This is a genomic window from Microbacterium sp. CGR2, assembly GCF_003626735.1.
Lineage (GTDB): Bacteria > Actinomycetota > Actinomycetes > Actinomycetales > Microbacteriaceae > Microbacterium.
Map to the genome: position 1 here is coordinate 2,961,546 of NZ_RBHX01000001.1, position 17,735 is coordinate 2,979,280.

Here is a 17,735-nt window from a genome sequence, read left to right on the forward strand (position 1 = left end):
CAGTTCCGATCATCACCCCCGACGCGGGGTGCGTTGCGCCACACTGGCGTGATGCACCCCGCGTTCTTGTACCTGCCGGGAGCCCGTCTCAGCCAGTCGGAACTCAGCTCCGCACGGATCGACGGGCATGTGGTCGAAGTCGGCGATGCCTACATCCCGGCAGATCTCATCGAAGACGCCGATGTCCGCGCGCAGAGTCTCATCCGACTGGTGCGACCGGGTACGGCGGCTTCCGGACCGACCGCCGCCTGGGTCCACGGGGCCGGTGACGCACCGCCGGTCGTTCACCATGTGAAACGGTCCGTCGAGCGGAGGCTCCGCCCGCACACCAGCGCCCGACTCGTCTTCCACGACAGCCTGCTCGCGGCATCCGACGTCCAGAGGCTCGGCGGCATCGACGTGTCGACTCCAGAGCGCACCATGCTCGATCTCGCGACGACCCTGCATCGCGACCCACGCGTGATGCTCTGGATACAGCGACTCGCGCTGATATTCCCCGAGCTTCCGGCTGCCGCGGGCGATCGTCTGCGCGCGATGCGGCGCGTGCCGGGGAGCCGAGTGGCTCTGAGCGCTCTGGAGCGGCTGGTCGTCAGGACGAGGTGACGCGGTACACGTCGTAGACGGCCTCGATGCGACGCACGGCGTTGAGCACCCGGTCGAGATGCACGGCGTCACCCATCTCGAACACGAACCGGCTCAGCGCCAGGCGCTCGTCGGTCGTCGTCACCGTCGCCGAGAGGATGTTGACGTGATGCTCACTCAACACTCGGGTGACGTCGGAGAGCAGACCGGAGCGATCAAGGGCCTCGACCTGAATCTGTACGCGGAACACACTCTTCGTGGTCGGCGCCCACGACACCTCGACGAAGCGGTCCTGTTCCGAGCTCAGAGCCTTCACGTTGACACAGTCCGCCCGGTGCACGGACACGCCGCTCCCCCGAGTGACGAAGCCGATGATCTCGTCGCCCGGCACCGGCGTGCAGCACTTGGCGACCTTCACCAGGATGTCGGCGGCACCGCGTACCAGAACACCGGAGTCGCCCGAGCGGGGCTCGCGCGTCGGGACACTCCCCGGGAGATCGATGGTGCCCGTGTTCGGTTCGTTCGCCGAGACGAGAGCCGTCACCTTCTCCAGCACGGACTGCGTGGAGACGTGCCCTTCGCCGACCGCGGCGTACAGCGCCGAGACATCTTCATACTTCAGTTGCTGAGCAACTTCGGCGAACGAGTCCTGACTCATCAGCTTCTGCAGCGGCAGGTTCTGGCGGCGCATCGCCCTGGCGATGGCTTCCTTGCCCTGCTCGATGGCCTCTTCACGCCGTTCTTTTGTGAACCAACCGCGGATCTTGTTACGGGCGCGGGTGCTCGCCACGAAGCCGAGCCAGTCCTGGCTGGGACCGGCATCCGGGTTCTTCGAGGTGAACACCTCGACGACATCGCCGCTCTTGAGCTCCGACTCCAGCGGAACCAGACGGCCATTCACCTTGGCGCCCATCGTGCGATGGCCGATCTCGGTGTGCACGGCATAGGCGAAGTCGACCGGAGTGGCACTCGCCGGCAGACCGATCACGCGCCCCTTCGGAGTGAAGACATAGACCTCTTTCGCGCCGATCTCGAAGCGCAGCGAGTCGAGGAACTCTCCCGGGTCGGCCGTCTCCGCCTGCCAGTCGGAGATGTGCGCGAGCCAGGCCATATCCGTGTCGGAGGCCCGTACCTCGGTCTTGCCGCCTCCGTTCATCCGCTCCTTGTACATCCAGTGCGCGGCGACACCGTACTCCGCCTGCTGGTGCATCTCATGGGTGCGGATCTGGATCTCGACCGTACGGCCGGCGGGCCCGATCACGGTGGTGTGCAGCGACTGGTACAGGTTGAACTTGGGCGTCGCGATGTAGTCCTTGAACCGACCGGGCAGCGGCGTCCACCGCGCGTGGATCGCGCCGAGCACCGCATAGCAGTCGCGAACCGACGCGACCAGCACGCGAATGCCGATGAGGTCGTAGATGTCGTCGAACTCGCGCCCTCGCACGACCATCTTCTGGTACACCGAGTAGAGCTGCTTCGGACGACCGAACACCTTGCCGCGGATGCGGAGATCGCGGAGATCTTCATCGATCTCTTCGACGACCTGGCCCAGGTACTTCTCGCGCTGCGGGGTGCGTTGCGCGATCAGGCTGTGGATCTCGTTGTAGATCTTCGGATGCAGCACCGCGAACGACAGATCTTCGAGTTCGGACTTGATGGCCTGGATGCCGAGCCTGTTCGCCAGCGGCGCGTAGATCTCGAGCGTCTCTTTCGCCTTCTTCGCCGCCTTCTCGGGCGGGACGAACCCCCAGGTGCGCGCGTTGTGCAGACGATCCGCGAGCTTGATCAGCAATACACGGATGTCCTTCGACATCGCGACGATCATCTTGCGGACAGTCTCTGCCTGCGCGCTCTCGCCGTACTTGACCTTGTCGAGTTTGGTGACGCCGTCGACGAGCATCGCGACCTCGTCGCCGAACTCTGCGGTCAGGTCAGTGAGGGCGTACCCGGTGTCTTCGACGGTGTCGTGCAGCAACGCGGCAGCGATCGCCCGCGGACCGAGACCGAGTTCGGCGAGGATCTGTGCGACAGCCAGCGGATGCGTGATGTAGGGCTCGCCGCTCTGACGCTTCTGCCCCTCGTGCTTCAACTTGGCGACGGCGTAGGCGCGTTCGATGACGGGGAGATCGCCGCGCGGGTGGTTCGCGCGGACGGTGCGGATCAGGTTGCCGAGGTCATTGACCCGGGGCGCGCGGGAGAAGATCCGGGGGACGAGACGTCGCAGGCTGGAACCCTGCGACGTCGTCTGCGGCTCCGCCATCCGCTCACCTCCCCAATCTGTCTATCTTACGCGCGCAGCGGGAAGCGAGCTTCCCGCTGACAGCGACGCTCAGGCGTTGACCGATGCCTTGCTGCGCGCCTCACGGATGCGAGCATCACGCTCCTTGATCTGCGGCTCGTTCTCTCGGAAGAGCGAGTACAGCGGTGCGGCGACGAACAGAGTCGAGTACGTCGCCACCAGGATGCCGACGAAGATCGACAGCGAGATGTCAGTGAGTGTCTCCGCACCGAGCCAGAACGAGCCGATGAAGAGGATCGCGCCGACCGGCAGTGCGGCGACCACCGAGGTGTTGATCGAGCGCACCAGCGTCTGGTTCACCGCCAGGTTCACCGATTCGCCGAACAAGCGGGCAGACTTCTCCCCGTCTTCCGTCGTGTTCTCTCGAATCTTGTCGAACACCACCGTCGTGTCGTACAACGAGTACGACAGGATCGTCAGGAATCCGATGACCGCAGCCGGCGAGATCTCGAAGCCGGCCAGGGCATAGACGCCGACCGTGATGACGAGGACGTCCAGGAGGCCGATGATCGCCGCGGCCGACATCTTCCACGTGCGGAAGTAGATCGCGAGGATCAGGAATGTCAGTGCCAGGAAGATCGCAAGGCCCCACAGCGACTGCCGTGTGACGCTCTCTCCCCAGGCAGGTCCGATGAAGGAGGAGGTGACCGCGGAGGGCTCGACCTCATAGGCGTCGGCAAGCGCGTTGGCGACCTGCTGAGTCTCCTCAGCACTCATCTGGTCGGTCTGCACACGCACGTCACGGTCACTGACGATCGCGACCTTCGTCACAGCGTCCGGAACGACCGTGCGCACCGCCTCGGTCGCGGTCTCCTGATCGACGCTGTCCGGCGCCTGCACAGCGAACTGCGATCCTCCGGTGAACTCGATCGAGAACTGGATCGGACGGATCAGCGGCACGAGCGCTGAGGCGACGACGAGCGCGATGGCGATGATGAACCACAGCCGACGCTTGCCGACGAACGGAAACGAGGTCTTCCCCGAATAGAGGTTGTTGCCGAACTCATTCATGGAAGGCATCAGGCGTCTCCCTCACTTCCGGCGTTGGTCGGTCTCTCGCCCGCGAGGGCTTCGGCGCGCTTACGTTCCGCGATGGTCTGGCGACGGTCGGCTTCGCCCCGCGAGCGAGCGGTTCGCGCTCCGCGGCCGGCCGTGGTGGCAGACACTTCACGGAATTCCGATCGGTCGCGGTACACGGCTCCGAGAGCGCGCGGGTCGAGGCCCGAGAGCTTGTGACCACCGCCGAAGAACTTGGTGCGTGCGAGGAGCTGCATCACCGGGTGGGTGAAGATCACGAAGATGAACACGTCGATGATGGTCGTCAGACCCAGCGTGAACGCGAAGCCCTTCACCGTCGAGTCGGCGAGGATGTAGAGCACCACGGCCGCGAGGATGTTGATGGATTTGGAGATGTAGATCGTGCGCTTCGCTCGACCCCAGCCGTCTTCCACCGCGGCAGTGACCGACTTGCCGTCGCGGAGTTCGTCTCGGATGCGTTCGAAGTAGACGATGAACGAGTCGGCGGTGAAGCCGATGGAGACGATGAGACCGGCGACGCCTGCGAGCGAGAGGCGGAAGCCCAGACGCCAGGCGAGGATGCAGATGATGACGTACGTGAGGACGGCCATCACCGCGATCGAGGCGATGATCACCGTGCCGAGCGATCGATACACCATGAGCGAGTAGATGGCGACGAGCACGAGTCCGATGAGGCCCGCGATGAGGCCGATCTGGAGTTGCTGCGTGCCGAGGGTGGCGGAGATCGTGTCGGAGCTCAGCACCGTGAAGCTCAGCGGCAGTGCACCGAACTTCAGCTGATCGGCGAGTGCGGTGGCGCTCTCCTGCGTGAAGCTGCCCGAGATGCTCGGACGGCCGTCGAGGATGACGCCGTTCATCCGGGGAGCGCTGAGGACGTTGCCGTCGAGCACGAAGGCGAACTGGTCGCGGGGAGACAGCTGGTCGATCCGGTTCTGGTTGAGGCGCGTGCTCACCTTGCCGAATGCATCGCCTCCTTCGGCGTTCATCGTCAACTGAACGACCCACGCACCACTCGTCTGGTCGCGTCCCGCCGAGGCGTCGGTGATCGCCGTGCCGGTGAGTTCAGCCGGGCCGAGGAGGTACTTGGCCGTGCCGGCCTCATCGCACGCGATCACGGGCTCGTCCTGAGGCTCACGTGACGGGTCGTTGTCCGGGTCCGCGCAGTCGTAAGCCTGGAACTCGGCTGCCAGCTTCTCGGTGACCCACGCCAGATCGCTGCCATCCGTGGGCTCTGCCGTCGGTGTGTCGTTGAGGGAGGGGTCGGGCGTCGGGTACGGAGTGGAGTTTCCGTCATCGCCGACGAACTCGGTGCTGGCCGCCGTGGTCGCCAACACCGGGCGGAACTCGAGCTGAGCGCTCGACTGAATCCGCTCCCGGGTCTGCTCGTCGGCCTCGCCCGGGATCTGGACGACGATGTTCTGTCCGCCCTCGGTCGTGATGTCGGCTTCCGCCACGCCCGACGCGTCGACACGCTGGCGGATGATGGTCGCGGCCTGGTCGAGCTGCTCAGACGACGGGGCAGCACCGTCTTCGGTCTCCGCGCCCAGGACGATCTGCGTCCCGCCCTGGAGATCGAGAGCCAGTTCCGGCGCCCAGGAGCTCTGCTTGAAGACGTATACGCCCATGGCGTTGATGCCGAAGAGGACGCCCGTGACGAGGAGCAGGCCGAGAAGGACCCGCCAGGCATGACGGACCGGAGAGGATGAAGCCACGTGTTTTCAGCTTTCTGAGATGCCGGACTTGCGAGCGACCGCGCGGGCGGCGATGTTACTTGTCGTTCGCCTCGCGCTCGAGGCGCGCGCGGGTCTCCTCGGGAGTCTCGATGGCGGGAGCGTCAGCGACGGGTGTATCGCGCACGACCGGTGTCTCGTCGACGATGGGCGCGTCGGTCGCGACCGGCGCGTCTGTCACGACGGGTGCGCCGTCGAGAGGAGCATCCACGGCGGCGTCCTTCGGCTCGACGATCCGCAGGATCGCCTGGCTGTGAACCTCGATGATGGTGCCGGGAGCGACCTCGACGAGTGCCGGGTTGTCCAGGTCTTCGGGGTCGTACGCGACGATCGTGCCGTAGATGCCGCCCTGCAGGAGCACCTTCACGCCGGGGACGGTCTTGGTCGCCTTCTCCTCCTGCTCGGCCTTCATCTGCTTGGTGCGCTTGCGCGTGTTGAAGATCATGAAGATCAGGAGGACGGCAAGGAGGCCGAAGAGGAGGAATTCCATGGGCATGGGGGAAGCGCCTTTCTCAGGTGAACGCACCAGTCTTGGGGCGCGCGGATGTATCCGGGAAGTCTTCAGCGATTATAGGTCATCCAGTCGAAGCGTCCCGTCCGGGTGCGGAACTCCGAGGTGGGCATACGCCTCCGGCATCGCGATCCTGCCGCGCGGGGTGCGGCCCAGGAAACCGATTCGAACGAGATACGGCTCGACCACGCTCTCGACCGTCTCGCCCTCTTCGCCGACGGCCACCGCGAGTGTGCTGAGGCCGACGGGGCCGCCACGGAATCGCCGCACAAGAGCTTCCAGCACCGCGCGATCGAGTCGGTCCAGGCCGATCGCGTCGACGTCGTACAGTTCCAGCGCTGCGCGCACACCCTCGATGGTCGCTTCGCCGCCGCCTCCGTGCACGAGCGCGTAGTCGCGCACCCGACGCAGCAGCCGGTTCGCGATTCGCGGGGTTCCTCGGGACCGCTTCGCGATCTCCGCGAGCGAGTCATGCGGAAGGTCGACCCCGAGCACGAGCGCCGACCGCGCGATGACCTGCTCGAGTTCGTGCTCCTCGTAGAACTCGAGATGGCCGGTGAAGCCGAACCGGTCTCGCAGCGGATTCGGAAGCAGGCCGGAGCGGGTGGTCGCTCCGACCAGCGTGAACGGCGCCAGTTCCAGCGGGATGCTGGTCGCCCCCGCGCCCTTGCCCACCATGATGTCGATGCGATAGTCCTCCATCGCGAGATACAGCATCTCTTCGGCGGAACGCGCCATGCGGTGGATCTCGTCGATGAACAGGACTTCCCCGGGCACGAGGCTCGACAGCAGCGCAGCGAGATCGCCCGCGTGCTGGATCGCGGGGCCACTGGACAGGCGCAGCGGACGATCGCTCTCGTGCGCGACGATCATCGCGAGTGTCGTCTTCCCGAGCCCCGGAGGACCCGCCAGAAGGATGTGATCGGCGGGGCGACTCTGGATACGTGCCGCATCGAGGAGCAGTTGAAGCTGGCCCCGAACCTTCTGCTGACCGACGAATTCCCGCAGGCTGGCGGGGCGGAGCGCGCCCTCGATCGCCAGTTCGACCTCGTCGTCCGGTTCGGCAGCATCCCTGACGTCAGACACGCGTCTGCCCCTGAGCTGCCTGGGCGGGGCCCAGCATCGCGAGCGTGCGGCGCAGGAGCGACGCAACGGAGCTCCGTTCGGCATCGGTGGCGTCGGAGGCGGTCTGGGTCGCGGCCTCCGCAGCGACCTTCTCAGACCAGCCGAGACCGACGAGCGCCGCCGCGACCTGAGCGACCACATCATCGCCGCCGGATGGTGCGGCCTTCTTCGCGGCAGTGGTGCGATGCACCTTTCCGGCGAGTTGCAGGACGATGAGCTTCGCGGTCTTGGGGCCGATGCCGGACACCCGCCGGAACGGCGCATCGTCTTCGGCGGTCACCGCTTCGGCGATCTGATCCACGGTGAGATGCGAGAGCACGCCGAGGGCCGATTTCGGCCCGACACCCGTGACGCTGATCAGCAGGCCGAACACCTCGAGTTCGTCCCGTTCGGCGAAGCCGAAGAGAGACAGGGCATCCTCGCGGACGATGAGGCTGGTGTGGAGCTTCAGCCGTTCCCCCACGGTCGCCGTGTGCGCGACATCGCTCGGCACGGCGACCGAGAAACCGACCCCACCCACCTCGACGATGACCTGATCGGAGGTCGCATGCAGGACGACGCCATGCAGAGAGGAGATCATCTGACCAGCCTAGGGCGTCCCTCGTAGGTATGTTCGAGCGACACGCTCCGCATCGGCCCAGGCGCGCTGCGCGGGAGTCAGAGCGCTCTTGTCGGCCGCCGCGCCGCCACGCCGCCACGCGTGGCACAGGGCGATCGCGAGCGCGTCCGCCGCATCCGCGGGCTGTGGCGGGGCGTCAAGGCGCAGGATCCGCGCGATCATGGCCTGCACCTGCCGCTTGTCCGCAGCGCCGTAGCCCGTGACCGCAGCCTTCACCTCGCTCGGCGTGTGCGTGGCAGCAGGCAGTCCCGCTTCCGCGGCGACCAGCAGGGCCACGCCACTGGCCTGCGCCGTCCCCATCACCGTGTGCGTGTTGTGCTGCGCGAAGACACGCTCGACGGCGACGGCGTCCGGCCGGAACTCCGCGATCACTTCTCTGATGCCGGCCGCGACGATGGCCAGGCGATCGCCGATCTCCATCCCGTGCGCGGACCGAACCACTCCGACATGGACGAGGGTGCCGCGTCGCGAGCCGTCGACGTCGACGACACCGATGCCGCACCGGGTCAGGCCGGGATCGATGCCGAGCACGCGCAGGGAGGAGCTCACCTGTTCAGGCTATGCGGCCTCGAACACCGCGGGCGTTCGGCGCGCCTAGGCGTCGTCGTTCTCCAGCTCCGCCTGCACCTCGGGGGTGAGATCGAAGTTGGTGAAGACGTTCTGCACGTCTTCGCTGTCTTCGAGCGCATCGATGAGGCGGAACACCTTGCGCGCCGTTTCGGCGTCGATCTCGACCTTGAGGTTCGGCACGAACTCCACATCGGCGGACTCGTAGTCGATCCCCGCATCCTGCAGCGCGCTGCGCACGGCGACGAGATCGGTCGCCTCGGTGATGACCTCGAAGCCCTCCGCATGCGGCTCGATGTTCTCCGCACCGGCCTCGAGAGCCGCCATCATCACGTCGTCCTCGGTCGTCCCTTCCGAGCCGACCACGATGACACCCTTGCGACTGAAGTTGTACGCGACGCTGCCGGGGTCTGCGAGGTTTCCGCCATTGCGACTCAGTGCCGTTCGCACCTCGGCCGCGGCGCGATTCTTGTTGTCGGTCAGACACTCGATCATGAGCGCGACACCGTTGGGTCCATACCCCTCGTACATGATCGAGAGGTACTCGACAGCCTCGCCGCCGATGCCTGCACCGCGCTTCACCGCGCGGTCGATGTTGTCCTTCGGGACCGAGGTCTTCTTGGCCTTCTGGATCGCGTCGAAGAGAGTCGGATTGCCCTGCAGGTCGGGACCGCCGAGCTTGGCGGCGACCTCGATGTTCTTGATGAGCTTGGCCCACGACTTGGCACGCCGAGAGTCGATGATGGCCTTCTTGTGCTTGGTGGTCGCCCACTTGGAGTGCCCGGACATAAGTCTCCGCTCGTCGTATCCGCCCGGAGCTCACGCCCAGGGCGTCGACCAGTCTAACGAACCGGGTCCGCGCCCGGTGGCGCCCCAGCTCGCCACGAGGGAGTCTGGTGCAAGCCGACCGAAGGGTGTAGGCCTGACACATGCGCGACAGCGACGTCGACGACACCACACGCGCTCTGGATGCAGCGCACCGTGCCGCCTTGACCTTCCTCGACTCCGTCGATGAGCGACCCGTCTGGCCGCGCGCGTCGATCGACGACATGCTCACAGTGTTCGGTGGTCCGCTCAGCGATGAAGGCGCCGATCCGGCGGCAGTCATCGGAGAGATCGCCCAGCGCGCCGATCCTGGCCTCGTCGCGATCCCGGGTGGCCGCTTCTTCGGGTTCGTGATCGGCGCCACCCATCCCGCTGCCCTGGCCGCGGACTGGCTCGTCTCAGCGTGGGACCAGAACGCCGGGTCATCCAGCCTCACGCCGGCGACGGTGGCCATGGAGCGCGTCGCGGGCCAGTGGATGCTGGACCTCTGGGGCCTCCCGTCCGGCTGCAGCGTCGGTTTCGTGACCGGCGGGCAGCTCGCCAACTTCACCTGCCTGTCCACGGCTCGCCACGCGACTCTGATGCGCGGCGGATGGGACATCGCGGAGCGCGGCCTCCGGGGCGCTCCCCCACTGCGCTTCGTCGTCGGTGCAGATCGGCACGGCTCGATCGATCGCGCGACCCGGTTCCTCGGGATCGGCCGGACGGAACTGACCGTCGTCGACTCCGACGACCAGGGCAGGATGCGCGTTGACGCGCTGGAGCGGGCGATCGCCGACTCGGACGGCCCCCTGATCGTCTGCCTCCAGGCGGGCGAAGTGCACACGGGCGGGTTCGACGACTTCGCCGAGCTGATCCCTGTCGCGAAGCGGCATGGAGCCTGGGTGCACGTCGACGGCGCGTTCGGGCTCTGGGCGGCGGCATCCCCCTCGCTTCGCCGGTTGACGGCGGGGATCGCTGACGCCGATTCCTGGGCGACGGACGCCCACAAGACGCTCAACGTGCCCTACGACTGCGGAATGGCCATCGTGCGAGAACCCGCAGACTCGATCGCCGCGTTCCGGACCGGTGGCTACTATCTGATCTATTCCGGCCTCGACCCCTGGGACGTCACGCCAGAGCTCTCACGTCGAGCGCGGGGTGTTCCGGCATGGGCCGCGATGCGCAGCCTCGGGCGCTCCGGTATCGCTGCGCTGGTCGAGCGCCTGCACGACAATGCCGTCGCGATGGCGGAAGGTCTCGCGTCCATCGGCGGGATCGAGATCCTCAACGACGTCGACTACACCCAGGTAATGTTCTGCGCCCGCTCGGACGCTGCCACTCGAGCACTCGGCGACGCGATCCTCATCGACGGGACCGCCGCACTCACCGGTGCCCAATGGCGGGGGCGCGCAGCCCTCCGGTGCTCGATGTCATCGTGGGTGACGTCCGATCAGGACATCTCCCGCACCGTCGACGCCGTTCGTCGCCTGGTCGGCGGGTGACGCCGTCGAGCGACCGGGTCCACGGCAGGCAGCACAGACTTCGGTGAGTCAGGCGCGGGCCATGGCCCGCGCGAGGAAGCGTTCGTGCAACCGCGTCTCCCCCGTGATCTCGGGGTGGAAGCTGAGGCCGAGGAGATTGCCCTGCTCGACCGCCACCGCGCGCCCGTCCGGCAACGCGGCGAGGACCTCCGCGGCAGGCCCCACGGACTCCACGACCGGGCCGCGGATGAAAGCCGCGTTGACGGGCGCACCGCCGACAGCCGGCACGTGCAGCTCGGCCTCGAAGGACTCGATCTGGCGGCCGAAGGCGTTGCGACGCACGACCACATCGAGTCCCCCGAACGACTCTTGTCCGTCGATCGCATCCACCACGGTGTCCGCCAACATGATCAGTCCTGCGCAGGTGCCCAGTACCGGCATCCCGTCAGCGATCGCGCTACGGATCGGTCCCTGCATCCCGAAGATCCGCGAAAGCTTGTCGATGACGCTCGACTCGCCGCCGGGGATCACCAGACCGTCGACGGCCGCGAGTTCGGCCGGCCGGCGAACCGGCACCGCGTCGGCACCCAGATCCGCCAGCAGGGCGGCATGCTCGCGCACGTCGCCCTGCAGCGCGAGGATTCCGACCCGAGGGCTACCAGCCACGCTCGGCGAGCCGGTGGGGGGCCGGCAGGTCGGTCACGTTGATGCCGACCATCGCCTCGCCCAGGCCGCGAGACACCTCGGCGATCACCTTCGCGTCGTCGAAGAAGGTCGTCGCCTTCACGATCGCCTTCGCGCGCTCCGCCGGGTTTCCGGACTTGAAGATGCCGGAGCCGACGAAGACGCCGTCGGCACCGAGCTGCATCATCATCGCGGCATCCGCGGGCGTCGCCACCCCGCCGGCGACGAAGAGGACAACGGGGAGGGTGCCTGTCTCGGCGATCTCGGCGACCAGTTCGTAGGGCGCCTGCAGTTCCTTGGCCGCGACGAACAGCTCGTCCTTCGGGAGCGCCGTCAGCGCAGCGATCTCGCCACGGATCTTGCGGATGTGCTTCATCGCCTCGGAGACGTCGCCGGTGCCGGCCTCTCCCTTCGACCGGATCATCGCGGCGCCTTCGTTGATGCGGCGAAGTGCTTCACCGAGGTTGGTGGCGCCGCAGACGAACGGCACGGTGAAGCCGAACTTGTCGATGTGATTCACGTAGTCCGCAGGCGAGAGCACCTCGGACTCATCGATGTAGTCGACACCGAGCTCCTGCAGGACCTGCGCTTCGACGAAGTGTCCGATCCGAGCCTTCGCCATCACCGGGATCGAGACCGCATCGATGATGCTGTCGATCATGTCGGGGTCACTCATCCGCGAGACGCCACCCTGTGCCCGGATGTCAGCGGGGACGCGCTCGAGCGCCATCACCGCGACGGCACCGGCATCCTCGGCGATCTTGGCCTGGTCGGCTGTCACAACGTCCATGATCACGCCGCCCTTGAGCATCTCGGCGAGTCCGCGCTTGACGCGCGAAGATCCGGTGGTGGTGGTGTGCGTCATGCTGTCTCCTCGTATGCGTCAAAGCCGGGTTTGATCTAGGCCAAACATAGCACTGTCGGATACGACCTAGAATCACAGGTGAGGACACATGAGCGACGACATCACAGGGACCACCGCGGCAGACATCGCCGACAGCGTCCGCGCGCTCAGCGACCGGGGAATCCTCCGGCCGGGAAGCCTGCTGCCTCCCGTGCGAGAACTGGCCGCCACCCTCGGCGTCAACCGGAACACGGCCGTCGCCGCCTATCGCCAGCTGGCACAGGCCGGGCTCGTCGTCTCGCGCGGCCGAGCGGGCACCGTGGTCACCGGGCTCGAGACCGTGGCGCAGGAGGGCTACGCCGCCGACACGGTGCTGCGCGACGTCGGAACCGGGAACCCGGACCCTCGCCGTATCCCCGACCCGTCCGCGGCGCTCATGAACATCGCACGCAGACCCGTCCTGTACGGCGAACCGGTGATCGATCGCGGTCTCGACGAGTGGGCGCGGAACTGGATGAGTTCCGACCTCGACGCCGACTTCCGAATCACCGTCACCAGCGGCGCCGTGGATGCCGTCGAGCGTCTGCTCGCACAGGCGCTCATGCGCGACGATGCGGTCGCCTTGGAAGACCCCTGCTTCCTTGCGAGCATCCATACGGTCCGCCTCGGCGGATACCGCGCCGTGGCCGTGCCGGTGGACGAGCACGGCATGACGGTGGACGGCCTCCGCGCGGCACTGGACGCCGGCATCCGCGCCGTCATCTGCACGCCACGAGCTCAGAACCCCACCGGGGCCAGCCTGACCCCGCAGCGAGCCGGAGAACTTCGCGCGGTTCTGACTGACCACCCCTACGTGCTGATCATCGAAGACGACCACTTCTCGATGCTCGCGCAGCGACCGTACGAGACGCTCATCGGTGCCGGTCACCGTCGATTCGCACTCGTCCGGTCGGTGTCGAAGTTCCTCGGACCCGACATGTGCCTGGCTCTGGCGGCCACCGATCCCGAGACGGCCGATCGGCTAGCCATGCGCCTGAGCCCTGGGACGACCTGGGTCAGTCACCTGCTGCAGCGGTTGGCATTGACTCAGTTGACGGACGAGACGGTGACAGCCGACGTCACGGCGGCGGCGGCGCACTACGCCGAGCGCAACGCGGCCTTCACCGCGCTGCTGCGGGCGCGTGGCATCGACGTTCCGGCATCCGAGGGGCTCAGCCTGTGGGTCCGGCTGCCGCAACCCGCGCGAATCGTCGCCGAACGCCTGATGAGGCGAGGGTGGCTCGCTCGCACCGGAGACGAATTCGCTCTCGACGACCGCGCCGAGCCGTCCCACCATCTGCGGCTCACCGTGCACGACCTCTCCGACGAGGATGCGGCGGCCCTCGTCGACGACCTCGTCGCGGCGGTGCGATGAACCTTGGCCGCGGGCAGTCGCCCGCCTTGAATGAAAGGATCGGGGAATGAAGATCCTCTCCGTCCAGTCCGCCGTCGCGTACGGTCACGTCGGCAACTCCGCCGCAGTGTTCCCGCTGCAGCGCATCGGTGTCGAGGTACTGCCCGTGTACACGGTGAACTTCTCCAACCACACCGGATACGGATCGTGGCGCGGTCCCCTGATCGCCCCCGCGGATGTGGCCGAGGTCATCACCGGCATCGAAGAGCGCGGCGTGTTCGGTCAGATCGACGCGGTCCTCAGCGGCTACCAGGGCGGCGAGGGCATCGGCGACGTGATCATCGATGCCGTGGCCAGGGTGAAGGCGGCGAATCCGAATGCCGTGTACGCCTGCGACCCCGTCATGGGCAACGCGAAGTCCGGATGCTTCGTCGCACCGGCGATCCCGATCCTGCTGCGGGAGCGGGTCGTTCCGGCAGCTGACATCATCACCCCCAACCAGTTCGAGCTGGGCTTTCTCACCGAGACCGACCCCGACACGCTCGAATCGACTCTCGCTTCCGTGGATCTTGCGCGGGACATGGGCCCACGGACCGTCCTGGTGACGAGTGTCGAGCGTCCGGATCGCGAGGACGGGACGATCGAGATGCTCGCCGTCGATGACGCCGGGGCGTGGATCGTGCAGACACCGCACCTCCCGATGAAGGCGAACGGCTCCGGCGACGTGACCGCGGCGCTCTTCACCGCCCACTACGTGGAGACGGGCAGCGCACATGTCGCCCTCGAGCGCACCGCATCGAGTGTGTACGACCTGCTGAAGGCGACCCTCGACTCCGGTGAACGAGAACTGCAGCTCATCGAGGCACAGGAGTTCTACGCGAGTCCGCGGATGCAGTTCTCCGCACGCCAGGTGCGCTGAGTCCGCACTGCGGGGCAGACGTCTCGTCTCGTGTTCGCTACGCTGCTCGCTCAGCGACCAGGAACGGGCCATGCGTCGGCGACGGCTTCGCGGACCTCACCGAGCAGCTGGGGCAGCGCCTTCGTCTTCGCGATGATCGGGAAGAAGTTCGCGTCCGACTTCCATCGCGGCACCACATGCTGATGCAGATGCGCGTCGACGCCGGCCCCGGCGACCGCTCCCTGGTTCATCCCGAGGTTGAAGCCGTCGCAGCGCGACACCTCCCGCAGCACCCGCATGGCCGTCTGCGTGAGGTCGCCGATCTCGGCGACCTCCTCCGGCGTCGCCTGATCGTATGTCGCGATGTGGCGATACGGGCAGACGAGCAGGTGCCCGGAGTTGTACGGGAACAGGTTGAGCAGAACGTACGCGGTCTTCCCGCGTGCGACCACGAGCCGCTCGGCATCCGGAAACTTCGGGGCCTCGCAGAACGGGCACTCGTCGCGCAGCACCTCGGGGCCCGCCTGGATGTAGGCCATCCGGTGAGGGGTCCACAATCGCTGGAACTCGTCTGGCACACCGGCCAGAAGCGTACCGTCTTCGGCGTGCTCTGTCGTGGCGTTCTCCGGCTCAGCCACGAGTGGCGCTCCCTCGAACCGATGGGCGCGTCACACCAGGTCTCCGGCGGTCTGGACCAGCGCGTGCGAGTCGATCGCCGCGTGGATGCGAGCGATCGCGTCGGCGATCGGCACGCCGTTCTCCTGCGTGCCATCGCGGTATCGGAACGAGACGGTGCCGGCAGCCCGGTCCTGCTCGCCGGCGATCAGCAGCAGCGGGACCTTCCCGGTGGTGTGCGTGCGGATCTTCTTCTGCATCCGGTCGTCGGAGGAGTCGAGTTCGGCGCGCACACCGGAATCGCGAAGGGAGCGGATCACGTCGCCGAGGTAGTCTGCGAACTCGTCGGCGACCGGGATCCCCACCACCTGCAGCGGGGAGAGCCAAACGGGGAAGTCGCCCGCGTAGTGCTCGAGCAGGATGGCGAAGAACCGTTCGATCGAGCCGAACAGCGCACGATGGATCATGATGGGGCGCTTCTTCTGCCCGTCCTTGTCCATGAATTCCAGCTCGAACCGCTCCGGCAGGTTGGGGTCGACCTGCACGGTCGACAGCTGCCAGGTGCGGCCGATCGCGTCACGCGTCTTCAGGTCGATCTTGGGACCGTAGAAGGCGGCCTCTCCCGGGACCTCGGTGAGCTTGAGGCCGGACGCCACGGCGACGCGGCGCAGCGCATCGGTCGAGCTCTCCCAGAACTCGTCCGATCCGATCCACTTGGACTTCTCGTCATCCTTCATCGAGAGTTCGAGCTCGAAGTCGGTGAGACCGAAGTCGCGGAGCATCGACAGGATGAAGTCGAGGACCTTGGAGACCTCTTCCTCCAGCTGCTCAGGAGTGACGAAGAGGTGCGAGTCGTCCTGGGTGAATCCGCGCACGCGCGTGAGCCCGTGCAGCGCACCGGAGAGCTCGTTGCGATAGACCGTGCCGTTCTCTGCGAAGCGCAGCGGCAGGTCGCGGTAGCTGCGCGCCCGCTCCTTGTAGATGAGGATGTGCATCGGGCAGTTCATGGGCTTCAGGTAGTAGTCCTGGCCCTGCTTGGTGATCTCGCCGTTCTCGTCGCGCTCCTCGTCCATCACGATGGGCGGGAACATGCCCTCCTTGTAGGTGACGAGGTGATTCGAGGTGAGGAAGAGGTCTTCCTTCGAGATGTGCGGGGTATAGACGTAGGTGTAGCCGCCCTCGATGTGACGCTTGCGGGCGTGCTGTTCCATCTCACCACGGATCATGCCGCCGCGCGGGTGCCAGACGCTGAGTCCTGATCCGATCTCCTCCGGAAAAGAGAACAGGTCAAGGTCCTTGCCGAGACGGCGGTGGTCGCGCTTCGCTGCCTCTTCGAGACGGTGCTGGTAGGCGCGGAGTTCATCCTTCGAGGGCCACGCCGTGCCGTAGATGCGCTGCAGCTGTGGGTTCTTCTCGCTGCCACGCCAGTAGGCGGCAGCGATGCGGGTGAGGTCCCAGCCGTTGCCGATCATGCGGGTGTTCGGCAGGTGAGGGCCGCGGCAGAGGTCCTTCCAGACGACCTCGCCGTCGCGAGTGGTGTTGTCGTAGATGGTGAGTTCACCCTCGCCGACTTCGACCGACGCACCTTCCGCGGCTTCCTTGCCTGGCCCCTTGAGGTCGATCAGCTCGAGCTTGAACGGCTCGTTCGCGAGTTCGGCGCGCGCCTCGTCCTCGGTGACGACGCGGCGGACGAACCGCTGCCCCTCCCGGACGATGCGCTGCATCTCTTTGGTGACGGCTTTGATGTCTTCGGGAGTGAACGGGGTGTCCACGCCGAAGTCGTAGTAGAACCCGTCGGTGATGGGCGGACCGATGCCGAGGTTCGCCTGCGGGTTGATACGCTGCACCGCCTGCGCGAGCACGTGCGCGGCGGAGTGACGGAGGATGTTGAGGCCGTCGGCGCTGTCGATCGTGACCGGTTCGACCGTGTCAGTGTCGCTCAGGGGGGTGGCGAGATCCTTGAGGTCGCCGTTGACGCGCATCGCGACGACGTTTCGATCGGTGAACAGGGCGAAGCCGTCATTCGGCCGGGCATTTTCAGGCACAGAAACTCTCCATCTGGTCGGTACCCACGTTACTCGAACCTGCATCGCTCCGACCGCCGCGGAAAGCGCCCCCCCCCCCTGTAGCGTGAGGCCATGAGAGCACTCGCCCGCTGGACCCTCGCGATCGCCCTCGGCGCGATCGGCGTCATGCACTTCACAGCGACGCGGGGGTTCCGGGTCGTCGTCCCCGATTGGGCCGTGCGGGTCAGCAGGCTCGACAAGAACGCGATCGTTCGTGCGTCGGGTGCCGCGGAGGTCACGCTCGCCGCAGGGCTGATCGCTCTCCCTCGCCTGCGACGACAGTTCGGATGGGCGACGGCGGCCTTCTTCGTCGCCGTGCTGCCGGGGAACATCCATCAGTGGCGCACAGGACGATCGACACCGGGCCTGGACACGGATGCTCGACGATTCGGACGGCTCTTCCTGCAGCCACTGCTGGTGATGTGGGCGCTCTGGGCCACCAACGAGCCTCGCCGCCGGCGCTGAAGTACGCGCCG

General features: G+C 66.7%; 17 protein-coding genes. 5 read left to right on the forward strand and 12 right to left on the reverse strand.

The features are described from left to right. Positions 1-51 precede the first annotated feature (51 nt). A complete protein-coding gene (locus D7252_RS14930; protein ID WP_120776100.1) occupies positions 52-603 on the forward strand; it encodes a type IV toxin-antitoxin system AbiEi family antitoxin in 552 nt (183 codons plus the stop codon). On the opposite strand, the gene D7252_RS14935 is transcribed toward D7252_RS14930, so the two are convergent. The 8 genes from D7252_RS14935 to D7252_RS14970 form a co-directional block, all read right to left on the reverse strand. Then, the gene (locus D7252_RS14935) at positions 590-2,842 is read right to left on the reverse strand and encodes a bifunctional (p)ppGpp synthetase/guanosine-3',5'-bis(diphosphate) 3'-pyrophosphohydrolase (RefSeq protein ID WP_120776101.1); all 2,253 of its coding nucleotides are present in this window, start codon (positions 2,840-2,842) and stop codon (positions 590-592) included. The genes D7252_RS14930 and D7252_RS14935 overlap by 14 nt on opposite strands. Positions 2,843-2,911: 69 nt before the next feature. After that, positions 2,912-3,901 carry a protein translocase subunit SecF gene (gene secF / locus D7252_RS14940; protein WP_120776102.1) on the reverse strand — a complete coding sequence of 330 codons (990 nt, stop codon included), beginning with the start codon at positions 3,899-3,901 and terminating at the stop codon, positions 2,912-2,914. Then, positions 3,901-5,631, reverse strand: a complete 1,731-nt coding sequence (gene secD, locus D7252_RS14945) for a protein translocase subunit SecD (RefSeq protein ID WP_120776103.1) — start codon at positions 5,629-5,631, stop codon at positions 3,901-3,903. The genes secF and secD overlap by 1 nt, the downstream gene beginning before the upstream one ends. Before the next feature lie 55 nt (positions 5,632-5,686). Next, positions 5,687-6,145, reverse strand: a complete 459-nt coding sequence (gene yajC, locus D7252_RS14950; RefSeq protein WP_308162504.1) for a preprotein translocase subunit YajC — start codon at positions 6,143-6,145, stop codon at positions 5,687-5,689. A 72-nt stretch (positions 6,146-6,217) separates the two neighbouring features. After that, positions 6,218-7,246: a Holliday junction branch migration DNA helicase RuvB gene (gene ruvB / locus D7252_RS14955; RefSeq protein WP_120776105.1), complete on the reverse strand. Its 1,029-nt coding sequence runs from the start codon at positions 7,244-7,246 to the stop codon at positions 6,218-6,220. Beyond that, the gene (ruvA, locus tag D7252_RS14960; RefSeq protein ID WP_120776106.1) at positions 7,239-7,865 is read right to left on the reverse strand and encodes a Holliday junction branch migration protein RuvA; all 627 of its coding nucleotides are present in this window, start codon (positions 7,863-7,865) and stop codon (positions 7,239-7,241) included. Before ruvA ends, ruvB begins: the two co-directional genes overlap by 8 nt. Positions 7,866-7,874: 9 nt before the next feature. After that, a complete protein-coding gene (gene ruvC, locus D7252_RS14965; RefSeq protein WP_120776107.1) occupies positions 7,875-8,453 on the reverse strand; it encodes a crossover junction endodeoxyribonuclease RuvC in 579 nt (192 codons plus the stop codon). A 45-nt stretch (positions 8,454-8,498) separates the two neighbouring features. After that, positions 8,499-9,260 carry a YebC/PmpR family DNA-binding transcriptional regulator gene (locus tag D7252_RS14970; RefSeq protein ID WP_120776109.1) on the reverse strand — a complete coding sequence of 254 codons (762 nt, stop codon included), beginning with the start codon at positions 9,258-9,260 and terminating at the stop codon, positions 8,499-8,501. A 140-nt stretch (positions 9,261-9,400) separates the two neighbouring features. Here D7252_RS14970 and D7252_RS14975 point away from each other — a divergent pair, with 140 nt between their 5' ends. Beyond that, entirely contained in the window at positions 9,401-10,780 is a 1,380-nt protein-coding gene (locus D7252_RS14975; RefSeq protein WP_120776111.1) for an aminotransferase class V-fold PLP-dependent enzyme, read from the forward strand. A gap of 48 nt (positions 10,781-10,828) precedes the next feature. Here the strand turns inward: D7252_RS14975 and pdxT are convergent, their stop codons facing one another. Together pdxT and pdxS are read right to left on the reverse strand one after the other, a co-directional pair. Continuing rightward, positions 10,829-11,425 (reverse strand): pyridoxal 5'-phosphate synthase glutaminase subunit PdxT, encoded by a 597-nt coding sequence (pdxT, locus tag D7252_RS14980; RefSeq protein WP_120776113.1) that lies wholly within the window; start codon positions 11,423-11,425, stop codon positions 10,829-10,831. Further along, entirely contained in the window at positions 11,415-12,308 is an 894-nt protein-coding gene (gene pdxS, locus D7252_RS14985; protein ID WP_120776114.1) for a pyridoxal 5'-phosphate synthase lyase subunit PdxS, read from the reverse strand. The genes pdxT and pdxS overlap by 11 nt, the downstream gene beginning before the upstream one ends. 88 nt (positions 12,309-12,396) lie before the next feature. Between pdxS and D7252_RS14990 the strand changes: the two genes are divergently transcribed. Beyond that, the gene (locus D7252_RS14990; RefSeq protein ID WP_120776115.1) at positions 12,397-13,701 is read left to right on the forward strand and encodes an aminotransferase class I/II-fold pyridoxal phosphate-dependent enzyme; all 1,305 of its coding nucleotides are present in this window, start codon (positions 12,397-12,399) and stop codon (positions 13,699-13,701) included. Positions 13,702-13,747: 46 nt separating this feature from the next. Further along, entirely contained in the window at positions 13,748-14,599 is an 852-nt protein-coding gene (pdxY, locus tag D7252_RS14995; RefSeq protein WP_120776116.1) for a pyridoxal kinase PdxY, read from the forward strand. Between the two features lie 50 nt (positions 14,600-14,649). Here the strand turns inward: pdxY and D7252_RS15000 are convergent, their stop codons facing one another. Together D7252_RS15000 and thrS are read right to left on the reverse strand one after the other, a co-directional pair. Next, complete coding sequence (locus tag D7252_RS15000; RefSeq protein ID WP_120776117.1) at positions 14,650-15,216, reverse strand: HIT domain-containing protein; 567 nt, start codon at positions 15,214-15,216, stop codon at positions 14,650-14,652. Between the two features lie 30 nt (positions 15,217-15,246). Continuing rightward, positions 15,247-17,175: a threonine--tRNA ligase gene (thrS, locus tag D7252_RS15005; RefSeq protein WP_251051474.1), complete on the reverse strand. Its 1,929-nt coding sequence runs from the start codon at positions 17,173-17,175 to the stop codon at positions 15,247-15,249. A gap of 156 nt (positions 17,176-17,331) precedes the next feature. On the opposite strand from thrS, the gene D7252_RS15010 reads away from it, so the two are divergent. Beyond that, positions 17,332-17,724 (forward strand): hypothetical protein, encoded by a 393-nt coding sequence (locus D7252_RS15010; protein ID WP_120776119.1) that lies wholly within the window; start codon positions 17,332-17,334, stop codon positions 17,722-17,724. The last annotated feature ends 11 nt before the right edge of the window (positions 17,725-17,735 follow it).

Bases quoted from the DNA above. Each gene is read 5' to 3' on its own strand.
- D7252_RS15010 (WP_120776119.1), top strand. From the start codon at position 17,332: ATGAGAGCACTCGCCCGCTGGACCCTCGCGATCGCCCTCGGCGCGATC.
- pdxY (WP_120776116.1), top strand. From the start codon at position 13,748: ATGAAGATCCTCTCCGTCCAGTCCGCCGTCGCGTACGGTCACGTCGGC.
- secF (WP_120776102.1), bottom strand. From the start codon at position 3,901: ATGCCTTCCATGAATGAGTTCGGCAACAACCTCTATTCGGGGAAGACC.
- D7252_RS14990 (WP_120776115.1), top strand. From the start codon at position 12,397: ATGAGCGACGACATCACAGGGACCACCGCGGCAGACATCGCCGACAGC.
- yajC (WP_308162504.1), bottom strand. From the start codon at position 6,145: ATGCCCATGGAATTCCTCCTCTTCGGCCTCCTTGCCGTCCTCCTGATC.
- pdxS (WP_120776114.1), bottom strand. From the start codon at position 12,308: ATGACGCACACCACCACCACCGGATCTTCGCGCGTCAAGCGCGGACTC.
- ruvA (WP_120776106.1), bottom strand. From the start codon at position 7,865: ATGATCTCCTCTCTGCATGGCGTCGTCCTGCATGCGACCTCCGATCAG.
- D7252_RS14970 (WP_120776109.1), bottom strand. From the start codon at position 9,260: ATGTCCGGGCACTCCAAGTGGGCGACCACCAAGCACAAGAAGGCCATC.
- D7252_RS14935 (WP_120776101.1), bottom strand. From the start codon at position 2,842: ATGGCGGAGCCGCAGACGACGTCGCAGGGTTCCAGCCTGCGACGTCTC.
- thrS (WP_251051474.1), bottom strand. From the start codon at position 17,175: ATGCGCGTCAACGGCGACCTCAAGGATCTCGCCACCCCCCTGAGCGAC.
- D7252_RS14930 (WP_120776100.1), top strand. From the start codon at position 52: ATGCACCCCGCGTTCTTGTACCTGCCGGGAGCCCGTCTCAGCCAGTCG.
- D7252_RS14975 (WP_120776111.1), top strand. From the start codon at position 9,401: ATGCGCGACAGCGACGTCGACGACACCACACGCGCTCTGGATGCAGCG.